At 54.9% G+C, this 15,140-nt stretch carries 14 protein-coding genes; 11 read left to right on the forward strand and 3 right to left on the reverse strand.

What is annotated here, in order from left to right; all coding sequences use genetic code 11:
- Positions 1 to 25: 25 nt before the first annotated feature.
- A complete protein-coding gene (locus tag GALF_RS11480) occupies positions 26 to 550 on the reverse strand; it encodes an RNA pyrophosphohydrolase (protein ID WP_013294232.1) in 525 nt (174 codons plus the stop codon).
- A 199-nt stretch (positions 551 to 749) separates the two neighbouring features.
- Between GALF_RS11480 and GALF_RS11485 the strand changes: the two genes are divergently transcribed.
- On the forward strand, positions 750 to 2,459 hold the full coding sequence (locus GALF_RS11485; RefSeq protein ID WP_013294233.1) for a proline--tRNA ligase: 1,710 nt from the start codon (positions 750 to 752) through the stop codon (positions 2,457 to 2,459).
- Positions 2,456 to 3,133, forward strand: coding sequence for a lytic transglycosylase domain-containing protein (locus tag GALF_RS11490; protein WP_013294234.1), 678 nt, complete (start codon positions 2,456 to 2,458; stop codon positions 3,131 to 3,133). Before GALF_RS11485 ends, GALF_RS11490 begins: the two co-directional genes overlap by 4 nt.
- On the opposite strand, the gene GALF_RS11495 is transcribed toward GALF_RS11490, so the two are convergent.
- The gene (locus GALF_RS11495; RefSeq protein ID WP_013294235.1) at positions 3,126 to 3,587 is read right to left on the reverse strand and encodes a TlpA disulfide reductase family protein; all 462 of its coding nucleotides are present in this window, start codon (positions 3,585 to 3,587) and stop codon (positions 3,126 to 3,128) included. The two genes, GALF_RS11490 and GALF_RS11495, sit on opposite strands and share 8 nt — an antisense overlap.
- Complete coding sequence (locus GALF_RS11500) at positions 3,587 to 4,183, reverse strand: YqhA family protein (RefSeq protein ID WP_013294236.1); 597 nt, start codon at positions 4,181 to 4,183, stop codon at positions 3,587 to 3,589. The genes GALF_RS11495 and GALF_RS11500 overlap by 1 nt, the downstream gene beginning before the upstream one ends.
- A 129-nt stretch (positions 4,184 to 4,312) precedes the next feature.
- Between GALF_RS11500 and GALF_RS11505 the strand changes: the two genes are divergently transcribed.
- The 9 genes from GALF_RS11505 (at position 4,313) to GALF_RS15110 (ending at position 15,132) form a co-directional block, all read left to right on the forward strand.
- Positions 4,313 to 5,197 carry an ExeA family protein gene (locus GALF_RS11505; protein ID WP_013294237.1) on the forward strand — a complete coding sequence of 295 codons (885 nt, stop codon included), beginning with the start codon at positions 4,313 to 4,315 and terminating at the stop codon, positions 5,195 to 5,197.
- A gap of 143 nt (positions 5,198 to 5,340) precedes the next feature.
- Positions 5,341 to 7,140 carry a type II secretion system protein GspD gene (locus GALF_RS11510; protein WP_013294238.1) on the forward strand — a complete coding sequence of 600 codons (1,800 nt, stop codon included), beginning with the start codon at positions 5,341 to 5,343 and terminating at the stop codon, positions 7,138 to 7,140.
- Positions 7,137 to 8,153: a tetratricopeptide repeat protein gene (locus GALF_RS15105; RefSeq protein WP_013294239.1), complete on the forward strand. Its 1,017-nt coding sequence runs from the start codon at positions 7,137 to 7,139 to the stop codon at positions 8,151 to 8,153. The genes GALF_RS11510 and GALF_RS15105 overlap by 4 nt, the downstream gene beginning before the upstream one ends.
- Before the next feature lie 6 nt (positions 8,154 to 8,159).
- Positions 8,160 to 9,896, forward strand: coding sequence for a GspE/PulE family protein (locus tag GALF_RS11520; RefSeq protein WP_013294240.1), 1,737 nt, complete (start codon positions 8,160 to 8,162; stop codon positions 9,894 to 9,896).
- Complete coding sequence (locus GALF_RS11525; RefSeq protein WP_013294241.1) at positions 9,896 to 11,098, forward strand: type II secretion system F family protein; 1,203 nt, start codon at positions 9,896 to 9,898, stop codon at positions 11,096 to 11,098. The genes GALF_RS11520 and GALF_RS11525 overlap by 1 nt, the downstream gene beginning before the upstream one ends.
- Positions 11,095 to 12,594, forward strand: coding sequence for a hypothetical protein (locus GALF_RS11530; RefSeq protein ID WP_013294242.1), 1,500 nt, complete (start codon positions 11,095 to 11,097; stop codon positions 12,592 to 12,594). The genes GALF_RS11525 and GALF_RS11530 overlap by 4 nt, the downstream gene beginning before the upstream one ends.
- The gene (locus tag GALF_RS11535) at positions 12,591 to 13,190 is read left to right on the forward strand and encodes a hypothetical protein (RefSeq protein ID WP_013294243.1); all 600 of its coding nucleotides are present in this window, start codon (positions 12,591 to 12,593) and stop codon (positions 13,188 to 13,190) included. The genes GALF_RS11530 and GALF_RS11535 overlap by 4 nt, the downstream gene beginning before the upstream one ends.
- A 47-nt stretch (positions 13,191 to 13,237) precedes the next feature.
- Entirely contained in the window at positions 13,238 to 13,603 is a 366-nt protein-coding gene (locus GALF_RS11540) for a hypothetical protein (RefSeq protein WP_041938075.1), read from the forward strand.
- The gene (locus tag GALF_RS15110) at positions 13,600 to 15,132 is read left to right on the forward strand and encodes a hypothetical protein (protein ID WP_013294245.1); all 1,533 of its coding nucleotides are present in this window, start codon (positions 13,600 to 13,602) and stop codon (positions 15,130 to 15,132) included. The genes GALF_RS11540 and GALF_RS15110 overlap by 4 nt, the downstream gene beginning before the upstream one ends.
- The last annotated feature ends 8 nt before the right edge of the window (positions 15,133 to 15,140 follow it).

Genomic DNA, 15,140 nt, shown 5'->3' on the forward strand with positions numbered 1-15,140 from the left:
TCCCAAATATATATTAAAAAAATATCTATACACGCACCAAATCATGCGCGTGCGGCGAACAGACACACTTAATTTTCGGTTCTGGTAAATAACGAACCAATTCATTCAACGCCTTGGTATAAACATCACGTTTGAATTCAATCACGGCCTGAATATCCAGCCAGTAATCATTCCAGCGCCATGCATCAAACTCAGGATGCGCGCATGCACGCAAACAAACATCACAATCACGTCCTACTAAACGCAACAAAAACCAAATCTGCTTCTGCCCGCGATAACCGCCTCGCGATTCTCTTCGACTCCAGCTCTGCGGCACTTCATAGCGCATCCATTCACGGGTGCGCCCGAGTATCTCCACATGTTCAGGCATCAGGCCGACTTCTTCGTACAACTCGCGATACATTGCCTGCTCAGGATTTTCCCCGTGCTGTATCCCGCCTTGCGGAAACTGCCAGGCATGCTGCCTAATCCGCTTCCCCCAGAATACTTGATTTTTGTCATTCGTGATAATGATGCCGACATTCGGGCGGTAGCCGTCTCGGTCTATCATTTTTCACTCTATCAGGTTAATTTCAATATGCGGATTCTTTCACATTTCACCTTTATTGAAAAGCGAATATACACCATAGACTTACCTAGTCCGGGCAATTGTGCCGATATGCTGAAGACAAAGCGGCGACATGTGAATGCGCAGCCTGCCTATTCCCTGTAAAATCACCGTCTCATTACAACTTTTTATTCTGGCCATCATGCGCGTCTCACAATTTTTCATCTCCACACTCAAAGAAGCCCCTTCCGAAGCGGAACTGCCCAGCCACATCCTGATGATGCGCGCAGGCTACATCAGAAAGCTTGCCAGCGGCCTGTACACCTGGATGCCGCTGGGACTGCGCGCGTTGCGCAAAGTGGAAGCCATCGTGCGCGAAGAGATGAATAACAGCGGCGCGATTGAATTATTAATGCCCGCCGTGCAACCGGCAGAACTCTGGGATGAAACAGGGCGCTGGGAAGTCTTCGGCCCGCAAATGCTGAAGATCAAAGATCGCCACAACAACCAGTTCTGCTTTGGACCTACCCACGAGGAAGTCATCACCGACATCGCGCGCCGCGAAATTCGCAGCTACCGCCAGTTGCCGGTCAATTTCTACCAGATTCAAACTAAATTCCGCGACGAAGTGCGCCCGCGTTTTGGCGTGATGCGCGCACGGGAATTTCTGATGAAAGACGCCTATTCATTCCATGCCGACTTCGACAGCCTAGAGCAGACTTATGCCGTGATGTACCAAACTTACAGCCGCATCTTTACGCGCTTAGGGCTGAAATTCCGTGCGGTTGCCGCCGACACCGGCGCGATTGGCGGTAGCGGCTCGCATGAGTTTCACGTACTGGCCGATTCAGGCGAAGATGCACTGGCCTATTGCCCGAACTCCAGCTACGCCGCCAACGTGGAACTGGCCGAAGCGGTAACGCCGGACAGCCCGCGTGCCGCGCCCGCCGAAGCGTTACGCAATGTGGACACCCCAAAACAGACCACCTGCGAGCAGGTCGCCGAACTGCTGGGCATTCCATTGCAGCGCACCGTCAAACTGCTGGCGCTGGTGGCAAATGACCAACTGCACATCATCCTGCTGCGCGGCGACCATAGTCTCAATGAAATCAAGACAGCCAAGCTGCCGGGACTGGCTGATTTCCGTTTCGCCCGCGAAGATGAAATTCGCGCCTTCTTCAATTGCCCGCCGGGATTCTTAGGCCCAGTCGGCATCGACCGCGCTAACGTGCGCGTGATTGCCGATAACGCCGTTGCCGTCATGAGCGATTTCGTTGCCGGCGCCAATACGCCCAAGTTCCACACCGCAGGCATCAACTGGGGACGCGATTTACCGGAAGCCGATCTGGTCGCCGATATCCGAAATGTCGTCACGGGCGACATTTCACCTGACGGCAAAGGCACGCTGGAAATTTGCCGCGGTATCGAAGTCGGCCACATTTTCCAGTTGCGCACCAAATATGCGGCCGACATGAAAGCCACCTTCCTCGACGCACAAGGAAAAGCCCAGACACTAGAAATGGGTTGCTACGGCATCGGCGTATCGCGCATTGTAGCCGCCGCCATCGAACAGAACCACGACCCGCGCGGCATCACGCTGCCGGCTGCCATCGCACCGTTCCAAGTAGCCCTCGTGCCGATCGGCATGAACAAGAGCGAGGCTGTACGTGCAGCGGCAGAACAGCTGTATGCCGAATTAAAAGCATCAGACATCGAAGTGTTGTTCGATGACCGCGACGAGCGTCCCGGCGTGATGTTTGCCGACATGGAACTGATCGGCATCCCGCACCGCATCGTAGTCGGCGACCGGGGTTTGAAAGAGGGTTTAATTGAATATCAGGGGCGACGCGATGATGCCGCGCTGTCCATCCCCTTGCAAAACGCACTGGAATTCATACAATCCAAATTATGATAAAAACAGAGACAAGGTGCGAAATACAAGACGCAAGCAAAAGCTGCTATCCAGCTTTGCGCTTGTCACTTACCTCCTGCACCTTGTTCCTGCTTTTCGCATCAAACGCCTTTGCGGGTGCGCAAGTTGATTCCCACTTGTCGGCCAGTGTCCGCGCGGTATTGCAACACAGCGTATCGGATATGGCCGCACCCAAGCTCGCCTTTGCCAGCCAATACGAGGCTGACCGCTGGCTCAACGACATGTCACAGCGCCTAGAAAAACGCCTTCCTGACAAACAGTTACGCAGCGATTTTTTGAACACGGTGCATTACGAGGCCACCCGCGCAGGACTCGACCCGCAGCTAGTGCTGGGCCTGATTGAAGTGGAAAGTGGTTTCAAAAAATATGCGGTCTCATCCGCCGGTGCACGCGGCTACATGCAGGTGATGCCGTTCTGGGTCAGGGAAATCGGCACCAGTGAACAAGACCTGTTCCACCTGCGCATCAACCTGCGCTATGGTTGCACGATATTGCGCCACTATCTGGATATCGAAAAAGGCGACCTGTTCCGGGCTTTGGGACGTTACAACGGCAGTCTCGGACGACCTGAGTACCCCAACATGGTGCGCGCAGCCTGGCACGGACACTGGCTCACGCCGCAACGCAACCTTGCCAGCGCCAACCCTAGTTAAATTTCTTGCTCTTAATATAGTGCTCGACGGATTTCCGCGTGATTTCACCTGCCTGCATGCTGACTTGCTCGCCTGACGGGTTGTACAGGTAACTGGTCGGCAGCACATCGAGCTCCCCGATTTGCGCAACAATTTTAGAATTGCCCAACACCACCGGGTAGCTGATACTGTGTTTCCTGACGAATTCCGCCACCACCTTGCCGGAACTATAGTCCATCGCAATACCGATCACGACAAGATCAGTGTTCTTATGCGCAGCGTGCAGCGCATTAAGTTCAGGAATCTCGGCAAGACAGGGTGGACACCAGGTCGCCCAATAATTCACCAGCACCCATTTACCGCGATAATCTGACAAATGGTGAATTTTCCCCTGCTGATCCGTCAAAGTAAAATCAGCGGCATGAGCGGACCACGCCAATAGCACCGCCAGCAATGCAAACGCCGCTCTTAACATCAGTGGCCGTGCTTCTTAGGTGCTGCAGGCGCTTCGTCTTCATCTGAAGTCGCTGCTTCATGATTGACTGCACCGTGCTCGGCCGCATGGCTGAAATACAGCGCCAGTGCGATCAGCGTGATACTCGCACCAAGATAAACCAGGTCTATCGGCGCCTCAAGCTTCATGTGCAATGCCTCTTCAAACAGCGTCACGATCATGATCATCAGAATCACTTTAGCCAGACGGCCTTTCAAATCATCCAGATTATTGATCACCAGAATTTTGCTCGACGCCTTGCTGCCGTGTGCCTGATCGATATCGCTGATGAACAATTCATACAAACCGAGAGAGAAAATCAGCATCACGGTTGCCAGCAGATAGCCATCGACAACTTCGACGATGTGGGACACCGTGCTGTCATGCAACGCCTTGCGCGCCTCATCCGACAGACTCGCATCCGCATAATGCAGTGCATGCTTAAACAGGAAAAACACGTCGACTGTGGCCATGTAAAAAATTACAAATCCCGCCACCAGACTGCCGATAACAGCGGCCAGAATGACGAAACGGCTATTCCACAAGGAACCTTCAAATAATGATTCAAAAAATTTCATTTTGAGCTTAATACCGTAAAAAACGAACCGTATTAAAGCGCAAATAGCGGCATCGGGCAAGCGACAAAACCAACTGACTATATACTTTGGCCGATTGACAGCAAAGAAAACGGGGGCATACGATGCCCCATGTCCTCACTTTATCTCGATCATTTCGGCCTTAGTCTGCCACCGTTTTCCATCACCCCCGATCCGGAATTTTTCTTTTCCGGCGGCAGCCTGATTATCGAAGAGCTCTTGTACGCTTCTCTGCAACGCGAGGGCATCGTGCTGTTAACCGGTGAAGTCGGCAGCGGAAAAACATTGCTGACCCGTGTGCTGCTCTCACGCCTGCCTGACAATGTCGATACGGTTTATCTGCCCAACCCGGCTTTTTCCCGCGATGAAATCATCGACGTCATCGGCCGCGATCTGGGATTGACCAGCACCGGGAGAGGTCTGGAATCGCTGCAGCATGAACTGATCAGGCGACACACTATTGGTCGTCAGGTGATTGTGCTGATAGATGAAGCGCACACCATGCCGGGCGACGCGATCGAAGAAGTCAGGCGGCTCTCAAACCTTGAAACCGACCGCTGCAAACTGGTGCAGCTCATCCTGTGCGGCCAACCGGAACTGGACGCCCTGCTTGCGACGCCGTCGATGCGGCAGGTGCGCGACCGCGTGGTGTACCGGTTCACGCTGCAAAAAATGACCCGCAGCGAGGCGAGTCACTATCTGAATCACCGCCTCCGCATCGCAGGCTGGCATGAAGCCCCCCTGTTTTCCGCTGCCGGCATGCAACGATTGCTCAATGACGCCAACGGACGGGCGCGCCGCCTCAACCTGATCGCCGACAAATCGCTGCTCGCCGCGTATGCCGAGGGGAAAAATCAGGTCAGCGCACGCCACGTAGGAATGGCGATCGGCGACGTCGGCACGAACTTTTCATCATCCCTACTAATGAAACACATTTGGCCCGCTGCGACCGCACTGCTGCTGAGCGCCACACTGATCGCCTGGCACTTCAAATAGCTGCACCCGCAGGAAAATTCCTTTCTGCCACCCTCTATTTCCCTATCAGACTAATTACATAGACCTTTAGGCATATTGACCCTGCCTACGTCAGGTGAAAGACTGTACGTCAGCCAAACAGTCGCACTCGAGAGGAACGGGCAATGCATTTCGCTCTGAAAAATATAAATAAAAACATGCTGATGCTGGCCGCACTCGGCACCCCACTGGGAGGATGCAGCAATCTGCCTGCGGCTATGCCCCCCTCTGCACAGCACATTTCCCTGCCGGCTGAAACGACCGGCACCATTCCCCCTCTGAACGAGACGGCGCCGCTACCGCCACCGCCCAAAAGCACCAAAGCCGCCGAGCGCTACAGCATCGTGGTCAACGGCGTGCTGGCGCAGGAAATCCTCTTCGCCCTGGCGCGCGATGCAAAACTCAACATCGAGATTCACCCCGGCATCACCGGCACGGTCACCATGAACCTGCTCAATCGTACCCTGCCGGAAATTCTCGACGCGATTGCAAGGCAAGTGGACATGCGCTACGAGCTCAACGGCAGCAATCTCGCAATTATGCCGGACAGCCCGTTTTTGAAAAACTACCAGATCGAATACCCTAACGTTGCGCGCAACGCCAAAAACAGCATCAATATGTCCACCAGCATTGCGGTGATCGGCAAAGGCCAGGGCACTGGCGGCGGCAGCAATGGATCAAACTCCAGCATCGATAATATTTCTGATAATCAATTTTGGGCTACGCTGACCGAAAACATCAAGGATCTCTTGCGCGAAACCGACAAGAAGCTGCCGGAAGGATCGAGCGAGACCGTCACCGAGCAAAATAACCAGCAGCAAATCACGCCGCAAACCGGCACGACCGCGACCGATGCCACCGGCAGAAATACCCGCAGCGCCATCTCCACCCTGCCCGCGCAGATACAAACCCAGAACACCAGCCGTGCGCGCCGCGTGACTTACCGGGAAGCGGCCTATGTGATTGCCAACCCGGAAACCGGCATCATCAGTGTGCGCGCCACGTCTCGCCAGCACGCCACAATCCGTGAGTTCATCGACAAGGTGATGAACAACGCGCGCCGTCAGGTCCTACTCGAAGCCACTATCGTCGAAGTCACGCTCTCCGACCAGTATCAGCAGGGTATAGACTGGTCACTGCTGCGCACACTGGGTCTTAGTCTCACCCAAGTGTCGCCGGTCGGCGCCCTGACTGCAATGGGCACGATCAGCTACACAAATCCGGGCAAACCCGGCAGTTTCAGCCTGAGCGGTTCGATCAAGTTACTGGAAACCTTTGGCAAGCTGCATGTGCTGTCCAGCCCGAAACTGTCGGTGTTAAACAACCAGACGGGTTTGGTCAAAGTCGTGGATGAATCAGTCTATTTCACCATTGAAGTGACGCAGGGAACCTATGGCGCGAATAACACCGTACTCACTCTCCCGACTTACACCTCAACCATACACACGGTCCCGGTCGGCTTCATGATGTATGTCACGCCGCAGATCGGCGGCGACACCGAGGTCACGCTCAATTTGCGACCGACCATCACGCGCATCTTGAGCTACGCAAAAGACCCCAACCCGGCACTGATCAATACGATCACGCCTGCGCTCAGCGTAACCAACCTGATCCCGCAAATCCAGACGCGGGAGATGGAGTCCATCATGAGGGTGCGCAACGGCGACATCGCGGTGCTGGGCGGACTGATGCAGGATACCCGCGCAGGCGACACCAATCAGATACCGGGACTCGGCAGCGTCCCGGGGCTGGGACAACTATTCAAGGCGCGCACCGACAAAAACACCAAGTCCGAACTGGTGGTTTTCCTGCGCCCCGTCATCCTGAATCAGGAGACTCAGTACGATCTGGTGCGCCAGTTCAAGGACCCGGCCAGTACGCCTGAATGGCAAAAAACGATCCAAAAAACCGAGGTGAAGCCATGAGTCTGCTATTGGATGCGTTAAAGCGCGCACAGAGCGATGAGAACAAACACAACACCGCGCCCCAACCGGAATCAGGCGTTGCAATCAACGCGCCTCATACTCATGCACTAATGGCTTACAGCATCGCAGCACTCGCCGTATTGAGCCTCGCATTAATCTGGTATTTTTACCATATAAATCAATATGTTCCTGTATCAAATCCGCCCAGAGATCTAGCATCGGCAGCATCTGCGGCGTCGGCCCCGTCAGCCGCATCATCGACGGTTGCGCTGGACAGCCCACTGGCCGCACTTCCGCCGACTGCCAGCGGCGTTGACAGTCTGACCTATAAAGATAAATCATGGACGCATCCGGTCGACACCAAAAATCCTGAGCGCAAAAAACACAAACCGGCAAAGAAGGGGGCAAAACGCGGCATTATTGCCAGCACCGCAATCGACCCGCTGAAGGCCGGCTACCTTGCGCTCAGCGAAGGGAATCTGGATCGTGCTGAACAATATTATCTGAGCGTGCTCGCCCAACGTCCGCAGGAAAAGGATGCGCTACTTGGACTCGCCGTAATTGCCCAACGCAGGAATCATCCCGACCGCGCGACTGAATACTACCGGCAGGTCTTGCGTGAAGATCTGGGCAATGCAGCCGCAGCGGCAGGACTTGCCAGCCTAACCATGCACGCAGACCCGGTGACAGCCGAGAGTCAGCTGCATGAGCTGATTGATTTAAAGCCGACCGCACCCGAATTTCACTATGCGCTAGGCGGCGTACTGGCGCGCCAGTTACGCTGGGGAGAGGCGCAGCAATCCTATTTCAAGGCCTTTAACCTGTCGCCCAACAACGCACTTTACGCCTACAACCTGGCTGTTTCACTCGATCGTCTGCATCAGAGCGCCGCCGCCCTGCCCTATTATGAAAAAGCGATCATGCTCGCTAAACCCGAAGATCCAACGCTCGATATGGATCAGATTGAGCGCCGCATACAGGAACTGCGCGCGACATCCCCGGAATCACGCTAGTTCAAAATGAACACACAACTCGAGCAAGGCGCGCACCAACGTATCGGCGAAGTACTGATCGCACGCGGTCACCTCAACGATGACCAGTTGCGTATCGCCTTGCAAAAACAAAAAACCGACAACAAGCCGCTGGGTGAAGAGTTACTGGATTTACATTTCATCTCCGAACAGGCAATGCGGGAAGCCGTCTCTGAAGCGGCAGGTTACAAATCGATCGATCTGGCCGGCAATGTCGCCAATGCAGCAGCACTCGCCCTGATACCCAAACCGGTCGCCATAAAATACACCCTGTTTCCGATCAGCTTCGACGCCGCTGCGGGCCATCTGGTCATTGTGGCGGCCAATCCAGACGACATTCTGGCGCGCGATGCGATTTCGCCGTTTCTGGTGCAGGCCAGCCTAATCGCAGGGCGGCGCATCATCCCCGCCTGGCGCATCGCACCAAGCGCCGAAGTACTGGCAGCAATCGACAAATTTTATGATCACGAACTCTCTATCGAAGGCATTCTTTTCGAACTGGAGAGCGGCGAGTTGGACATCAACGCGCTGATGCAGGCGGGCGTGTCCTACAGCCATCCGATTGTGCGCCTGACCGACGCAATTTTGTCGGACGCCGTCAGTCGCAGTTCATCGGACATACACTTCGAACCCGAAGAACAGTTTTTACGCGTGCGCTACCGCATCGACGGTGTGTTAAGGCCGGTGCGTTCGCTGTCCAAAACGCACTGGATGGCAATACTGGTGCGGCTGAAAGTCCTGTCTGGCATGAACATCGCCGAGACGCGGGCGCCGCAGGACGGCCGTGTCTCACTGTCGCTGTTCGGCCGGCAGATTGACTTTCGCGCCGCCTCACACCCGACCATCCACGGCGAAAATTTTGTGCTAAGGATTTTAGACCGCAAGCTTGGCATCGTCAGTCTCGACAAACTGGGCATGACAGACTCACAACTGTCGCTACTCGAACGCATGCTCGAACGCCCCGAAGGTATCCTGCTGGTAACAGGCCCCACGGGTTCGGGCAAAACCACCACGCTGTACTCCATCCTGAGCCACCTCAATAACGATGCGGTGAACATCATGACGCTGGAAGATCCAGTGGAATACCCCATGCCGCTCACCCGGCAAACCTCGATTGCCGAGACCATCAAACTGGACTTCTCGAACGGCATCCGCTCCTTGATGCGCCAAGACCCGGATATCATCCTGGTCGGCGAAATCCGCGACCACGACACCGCCGAAATGGCACTGCGCGCCGCGATGACGGGACATCAGGTGTTCTCGACCCTGCACACCAATTCGGCAATAGGCTCGGTATCAAGACTGCACGATCTCGGGATTGTGGACGACATGTTTGCCTCCAACCTGATCGGCATCATCGCCCAGCGCCTGGTGCGCCGCCTGTGCCCGCTGTGCAAAGTCGGCTATTCTCCCGATGATACCGAACGCCGCATTATGGGGATCGATCTGAATCTGGAGATCATGATTTACCAGCCGGCGGGCTGCACCGACTGCGAAGATCAAGGCTACAAGGGCCGCCTTGCCATCATGGAGCTGCTGCGTTTTGATCGCGGCATCGTCGAGCTGGTCACCCGTCGCGCCGGCCTCAAAGAATTAACCGACTACGCACTGGCACATCAGTTCGTGCCGCTCGCCGAAGACGGCATCCGCCGCGTGCGCGAAGGGCTCACGTCCTTACCGGAAGTGCGTCGCGTCGTCGATTTCAGCGACAGGATGAGTGAATAATGCCGCTCTACCGCTACCGCGCCGTCGATAAACAAGGCCGTGTCACCAAGGGTGAAACAGACGCGCTCAATGAATTCGATCTGACAGCACAACTGAAAAAAAACGACCTGGAACTGATACGGGCGAGCTCGAACAAAAGCCGCAAACACAGCGTCCACAAGCTCTCGCGGCGCGATCTGATTCAGTTTTTGTTTCAGCTGGAAATGCTGCTACGCGCAGGCGTACCGATCCAAGCCATCTTGTCCGATTTGCGTGAAACCTCCGAGACGCCGCACATCAAGGCGCTGTGCGCCAACCTGTATGAAAAAATCGACTCGGGATCGACAATCTCCGAAGCCTTTGCCGCCAATCCGGGAATTTTCCCGGAACTGGTGGTCAATCTGATTCGAGCAGGCGAGGGCACAGGTCAGCTGCCCTATGTGCTGCAGGAAATCGTCGCCTCCTTAAAATGGCAGGATGAGCTCGTCTCTAAAACCCGCCAGCTGCTGACCTATCCCGCCTTCGTCACGCTGGTGGTCGGCTCCGTCGTGGTATTTTTGATGACCTATCTGGTGCCGCAAATTCTGGGGTTCGTCGCCAACATGGGCGGCACCATCCCGCTGCAAACCGTCGTCCTGCTCTGGGTGTCGGATAAATTCGTCAGATACTGGTGGATCATCGTACCTGCACCCTTCGTAATAATTGTGCTGATCCTGATACTGTCCAAGATGAGCTATCGCTTCAGGCGCATGATGCACGCCGCGCAATTGCGTATTCCCTATGTCGGCACCATCATCAAAAAAATCATTCTGGCCCGCATCAGCGACACGCTGGGTTTGACTTATCGCACCGGCATTCCCGTGCTGGACGGTCTGGTTTACTGCCGCAACATCTCAGGCAACATCGTCGTTCAAGAAGCGCTAGATCTGGCGCGCACCGACATCGCCAACGGCGCGCCGATCAGCCGTGGCTTTTCCGCCCAGAAGCTGTTTCCCCCGCTGGTGATCCGCATGATCCGGGTCGGCGAGGAAACCGGTGATCTGGCAGGTTCTCTGAAAAACATCTCCTATTTTTACAACCGCGATATCAACGACTCGATCAGTCGCGTGCAAGCGCTCATTGAACCCACGCTCACCATCGTACTCGGCATCATCTTAGGCTGGATCATGATGGCTGTGCTGGGGCCCATTTACGACACCATCGCCAAGCTCAAACTGACATGAAAACCGTCCTGTTTATCAATTCATCAGGTCCGCGCTACTTCAGACGCGAAAACGGCGTTTGGCAGTCCATCGATAAGCCGGATCACAGCGACCGCCTTTGGGTGATCGCCAATCTGCCTGAAGAAACGCTGGATACCTTTAAACTTCCGATGCTGTTCGGGCGCGACCGCAGCAGTTTTATTGCGAGACGTCTGGCCGCCGCCTTCCCGCACAGCCAGTATTGCGCCGCGCCCGTCCTCGACGGAAACTGGCTCAAACCGGTGACCGCAGCACTCAACGGCTTAACGACAGCGGAAGCCGTCACCAGCCAACTTGAAAAGCACGACATTACCGTCGCCGGGGTCTGGGGCATCTCGCTGCTGCTCACGCTGATGGCACGCCGCCTGTCCATCAAGGATGTAATACTGGCGATGCCCAGCGTGCACTTTCTGCGCATCGTGGTGCTCAAAGACGGCACTCCGGTACTCACGCGCTGCGTCCATCGTTACAGCGAGGACAGCGATCACGAGAATGACAGCGACGCTAACGAGATAATACGCACACGGCAACATCTTGAAAATAAACATTTTTTTGAACTCGAATCGATTCCACCCGTACTGTACCTAGGCGACGCAACTTCGATTGAAAGCTATCTTACCCGTGCAGGCCTCACCTTGATGCCTCTGCCGGATCAGTTGTCCCCCAAAGGCGCTGCCGCCTACTTACACCCCCTGTTCGAACTGGCAGTCACCTCGCCTCGCGGGCAACTGGCCCCATTGCAATTGCGCGCGAGTCATCTGGCTCAAAATCTGCGCCATGCAGCCTATGCAGGCATCGGGCTTAGCCTGCTGGCGGTTATCGTGTTCGGGCAAGCCAATTTTCGCACCCTGATCGACCTGTTCGGGCGCGAGCAGACCTTGACCCGCGACCTGGAAAAAGCGACTAGTGCGCGCGAACAACTTGCCGCCCGCATCAGCTCAACCGGGATGGATCCCGCGCTGGTACGTCAGGCGACCCGTTTTTCGGCACGGGAACTTGAAGCGGCTCCCGCACCGGGATCCCTGCTGAAATTTACCGCCGGTGCGATTGCCAGCTTGCCACAGGTGCGCATCAAAACCTTAAGCTACCGTTTTCCAAAATCCGGCGAACGCTACTGTCAGGGACAGACCGTGATTGAAGTGCCGCTACTCAAACGAAAAATCGACCTCTCGATAGGCGGCAGCACGACCTCCGATACGGCCATAGGTGAAGCAGAGGACACCCCGCCGCGCTATACCGAATTGCAGTTTTCAATTTTACTGACGGAGACGCTCACGCCGGAAGCGCAAATAGAAATCAAAAAGCGCATTTCAAGCGCACTTAAAGCGCGCGATGGCGTGCAGTTGATGCAGGATCCGGCAGCCTTCTCTTTGATCAACACACTCAAGGGCGGCTTTGGCATGGACACCACCCAGACTGAAAATCTGTGGTGCATGAGCATACCCTGGCACGCCCTGCAAACCCGGGAGCTGCCATGAGCGCCTACGGCGTTGTTTTCAAACCTGCCCGATTCGCGCTGATTCTATTTGCGCTGTCCATCATTCTGGCCTTTATTGTCATCACAGGCCTCGATCGTTATCGCATCGAAAAGGAGCAGCGCATCTTAACGACCGAGAAGCGCTTATCTGACACGCGTGAGGAAATCAGAAAACTGACCTTTGATCTCGACAGCATCAGGAAGCTTGCCGCGAAATACAAAAAACTCAGCGAACTGGGCTTCATCGGCGAGGCGGATCGTGATGCTTGGGTGCAGCGTCTGGACAGCATTTACCGCGACACGCGCCTGCCGCCCACACTGCGCTACACGCTCGCCCCCCCTCAGCCGATCAATCCGCAACCGCTGGCGCCCGACTCGCCTGACAGCTATCAAAACAACGTCTCTCACCACGATCTGGCGCTAGAAATCGCCGGCATACATGAAGTTGAACTGATTGATTTCATGAATAAACTTAAAACCGACTGGAAAACACCCTACCGCGTGGAGACGTGCCAGATAGCGCGAGAAGCGGAAGTACTGGCCGGCCTGCAAATTAAATGCACCGTGCAGGTTTATTCACTGCCTTTAAAACCGTAAGTGGGAAGTGGGAAGTGGGAAGTGGGAAGTGGGAAGTGGGGGAAACCATGATAAAACTATTATTAATCAATATATTGCTATTTTGTAGTTGCGCGCAGGCGGAGACGCTCGGCACCTTGTTTTATTCGCCTGCCGAACGGGCAGCGCTGGTCGCGGCACGCAGCGGCATAGCACAAACGGCGATCTACACATTAAACGGCATCACGCTGCGCGGTGCAGGAAAGAGTGTCGCGTGGATCAACGGCCGCGCCGTCACACAGGTGCCGCCCGATCCTGTCATCCCGACGCTCGTCATTCATCCGGACCATGTATTGATCGAAGGAAAAGTCATCAAGGTAGGCGAATCACTCGACATCAATTCCGGCCAGCGCACCTTGCGCCTGCCTGAAAAAGCCGTGCGGGTGAAGCCATGAGCAGAAAAACGGAAAGTGGAAAGTGTGGAGTGGTGGCACGTCATTTTGGCTTTCGCCGAAATCCAGTAAAGAAAATCCGCTCAAAACAACAAGGCTTTGCGCTCTTGCTGTTTGTCACGGTACTGGCAACCGCAGCTACTACCTTGACCGTCAAGGCGCTGAACAATAACGGCAACGTCCAGATCGACCGCAACAAAATCACCGCCGCCGCGCTGGCTCAGGCGAAAGAAGCGCTGATCGGCTATGCGATTACTTATGCCGACAATCATTCTGGGAATGTGGATGGCTACCTGCCCTGCCCTGACACAAGCGGTACAGATATTGGCGGTGAAGGTGCCGCCGCTGGTGCTTGCGGCGCACAGGATGTCAGCGCCATCGGAAAACTGCCGTGGAAAACGCTTAAACTTCCCCCTCTAGTTGGCGGCGATAACGAATGCCTTTGGTATGCAGTCTCAGGTACTTATAAAAACAATCCCCCAACCGGACTGATGAACTGGGATACCAACGGACAACTGCGGGTTTATGCACCGGATGGGACTACGTTGCTGACACCCGCCGATAATCAGGCAGTGGCAGTTATTTTTGCACCTGGCATAGCTTTGGGACAGAGTCATACTATGGCATTGGGTACTCCATCATGTGGCGGCAATTACACAGCAAGCAATTATCTTGACAATGACACCGTGCACCGCATCAACAATGCCAACATTGCTATAGGAAAATTTATTCAACCACATGTGGATCGTGACGCCAGAGGCAATATCCTCCTTACCGTCAACGACCAAATAGTTTTCATCACAAAACAGGACATCTGGAACGCGATGAAAAAACGCAGAGACTTTCTCGATACCCTCGACGGGATGACCAGAAGTACGGCTGAATGCATCAAAAAGTATGCCACAACGAACAACATGGCTGCCAATAAAAGCTTGCCGTGGCCAGCTCAACTTGCCCTTTCCGACTACACCGACAACACCAGATATAACGATGCAAGAAACCTACTGGTCGGCCGCGTCCCCTACAAGGTCAATACCTCACGTACAGATACCGGCAACACTATCCCCGGCACCCCCCCTTCCGATTATTTTTTGCTGAAAGCTGATAATCCATCCGGCACAGCTTACTGCTCGACTAGCTCGACTGGCCTGACCTGGGCAAACATCTATCCTTGGTGGTACAACTGGAAAGATCATCTGTTCTACGGCGTCAGCGAAACGTACAAGCCCGACAATGCTGCCACAACTGCCTGCACCAGCGGTCATTGCGTGAGCGTGAACGGCTCCGGCAATTATGCCGCTGTGGTGATATTCGCTGGGGACAGACTGGCTGGTCAGATACGCACCGACAAAAGCGTAGTCTCGGCTTATCTGGAGGGTCGCAATAACACCAACATTGACTCCGCACTTTCTACCGGTCACGAGAATTATCAGGCATCCTCCGTACCGGCCAGCCCCACATTCAACGACATTGTTTACTGTATCAAGGAAGACCTGTCTGTAGTGCCGGGTTCAGCAGCAGGTTGTCTTTAACCGAGATT

The organism is Gallionella capsiferriformans ES-2, from assembly GCF_000145255.1.
GTDB lineage: Bacteria > Pseudomonadota > Gammaproteobacteria > Burkholderiales > Gallionellaceae > Gallionella > Gallionella capsiferriformans.

Excerpts from the sequence above, each read along its gene's own strand:
- GALF_RS11480 (WP_013294232.1), bottom strand. The coding sequence starts at position 550 with ATGATAGACCGAGACGGCTACCGCCCGAATGTCGGCATCATTATCACG.
- GALF_RS11485 (WP_013294233.1), top strand. The coding sequence starts at position 750 with ATGCGCGTCTCACAATTTTTCATCTCCACACTCAAAGAAGCCCCTTCC.
- GALF_RS11490 (WP_013294234.1), top strand. The coding sequence starts at position 2,456 with ATGATAAAAACAGAGACAAGGTGCGAAATACAAGACGCAAGCAAAAGC.
- GALF_RS11495 (WP_013294235.1), bottom strand. The coding sequence starts at position 3,587 with ATGTTAAGAGCGGCGTTTGCATTGCTGGCGGTGCTATTGGCGTGGTCC.
- GALF_RS11500 (WP_013294236.1), bottom strand. The coding sequence starts at position 4,183 with ATGAAATTTTTTGAATCATTATTTGAAGGTTCCTTGTGGAATAGCCGT.
- GALF_RS11505 (WP_013294237.1), top strand. The coding sequence starts at position 4,313 with ATGTCCTCACTTTATCTCGATCATTTCGGCCTTAGTCTGCCACCGTTT.
- GALF_RS11510 (WP_013294238.1), top strand. The coding sequence starts at position 5,341 with ATGCATTTCGCTCTGAAAAATATAAATAAAAACATGCTGATGCTGGCC.
- GALF_RS15105 (WP_013294239.1), top strand. The coding sequence starts at position 7,137 with ATGAGTCTGCTATTGGATGCGTTAAAGCGCGCACAGAGCGATGAGAAC.
- GALF_RS11520 (WP_013294240.1), top strand. The coding sequence starts at position 8,160 with ATGAACACACAACTCGAGCAAGGCGCGCACCAACGTATCGGCGAAGTA.
- GALF_RS11525 (WP_013294241.1), top strand. The coding sequence starts at position 9,896 with ATGCCGCTCTACCGCTACCGCGCCGTCGATAAACAAGGCCGTGTCACC.
- GALF_RS11530 (WP_013294242.1), top strand. The coding sequence starts at position 11,095 with ATGAAAACCGTCCTGTTTATCAATTCATCAGGTCCGCGCTACTTCAGA.
- GALF_RS11535 (WP_013294243.1), top strand. The coding sequence starts at position 12,591 with ATGAGCGCCTACGGCGTTGTTTTCAAACCTGCCCGATTCGCGCTGATT.
- GALF_RS11540 (WP_041938075.1), top strand. The coding sequence starts at position 13,238 with ATGATAAAACTATTATTAATCAATATATTGCTATTTTGTAGTTGCGCG.
- GALF_RS15110 (WP_013294245.1), top strand. The coding sequence starts at position 13,600 with ATGAGCAGAAAAACGGAAAGTGGAAAGTGTGGAGTGGTGGCACGTCAT.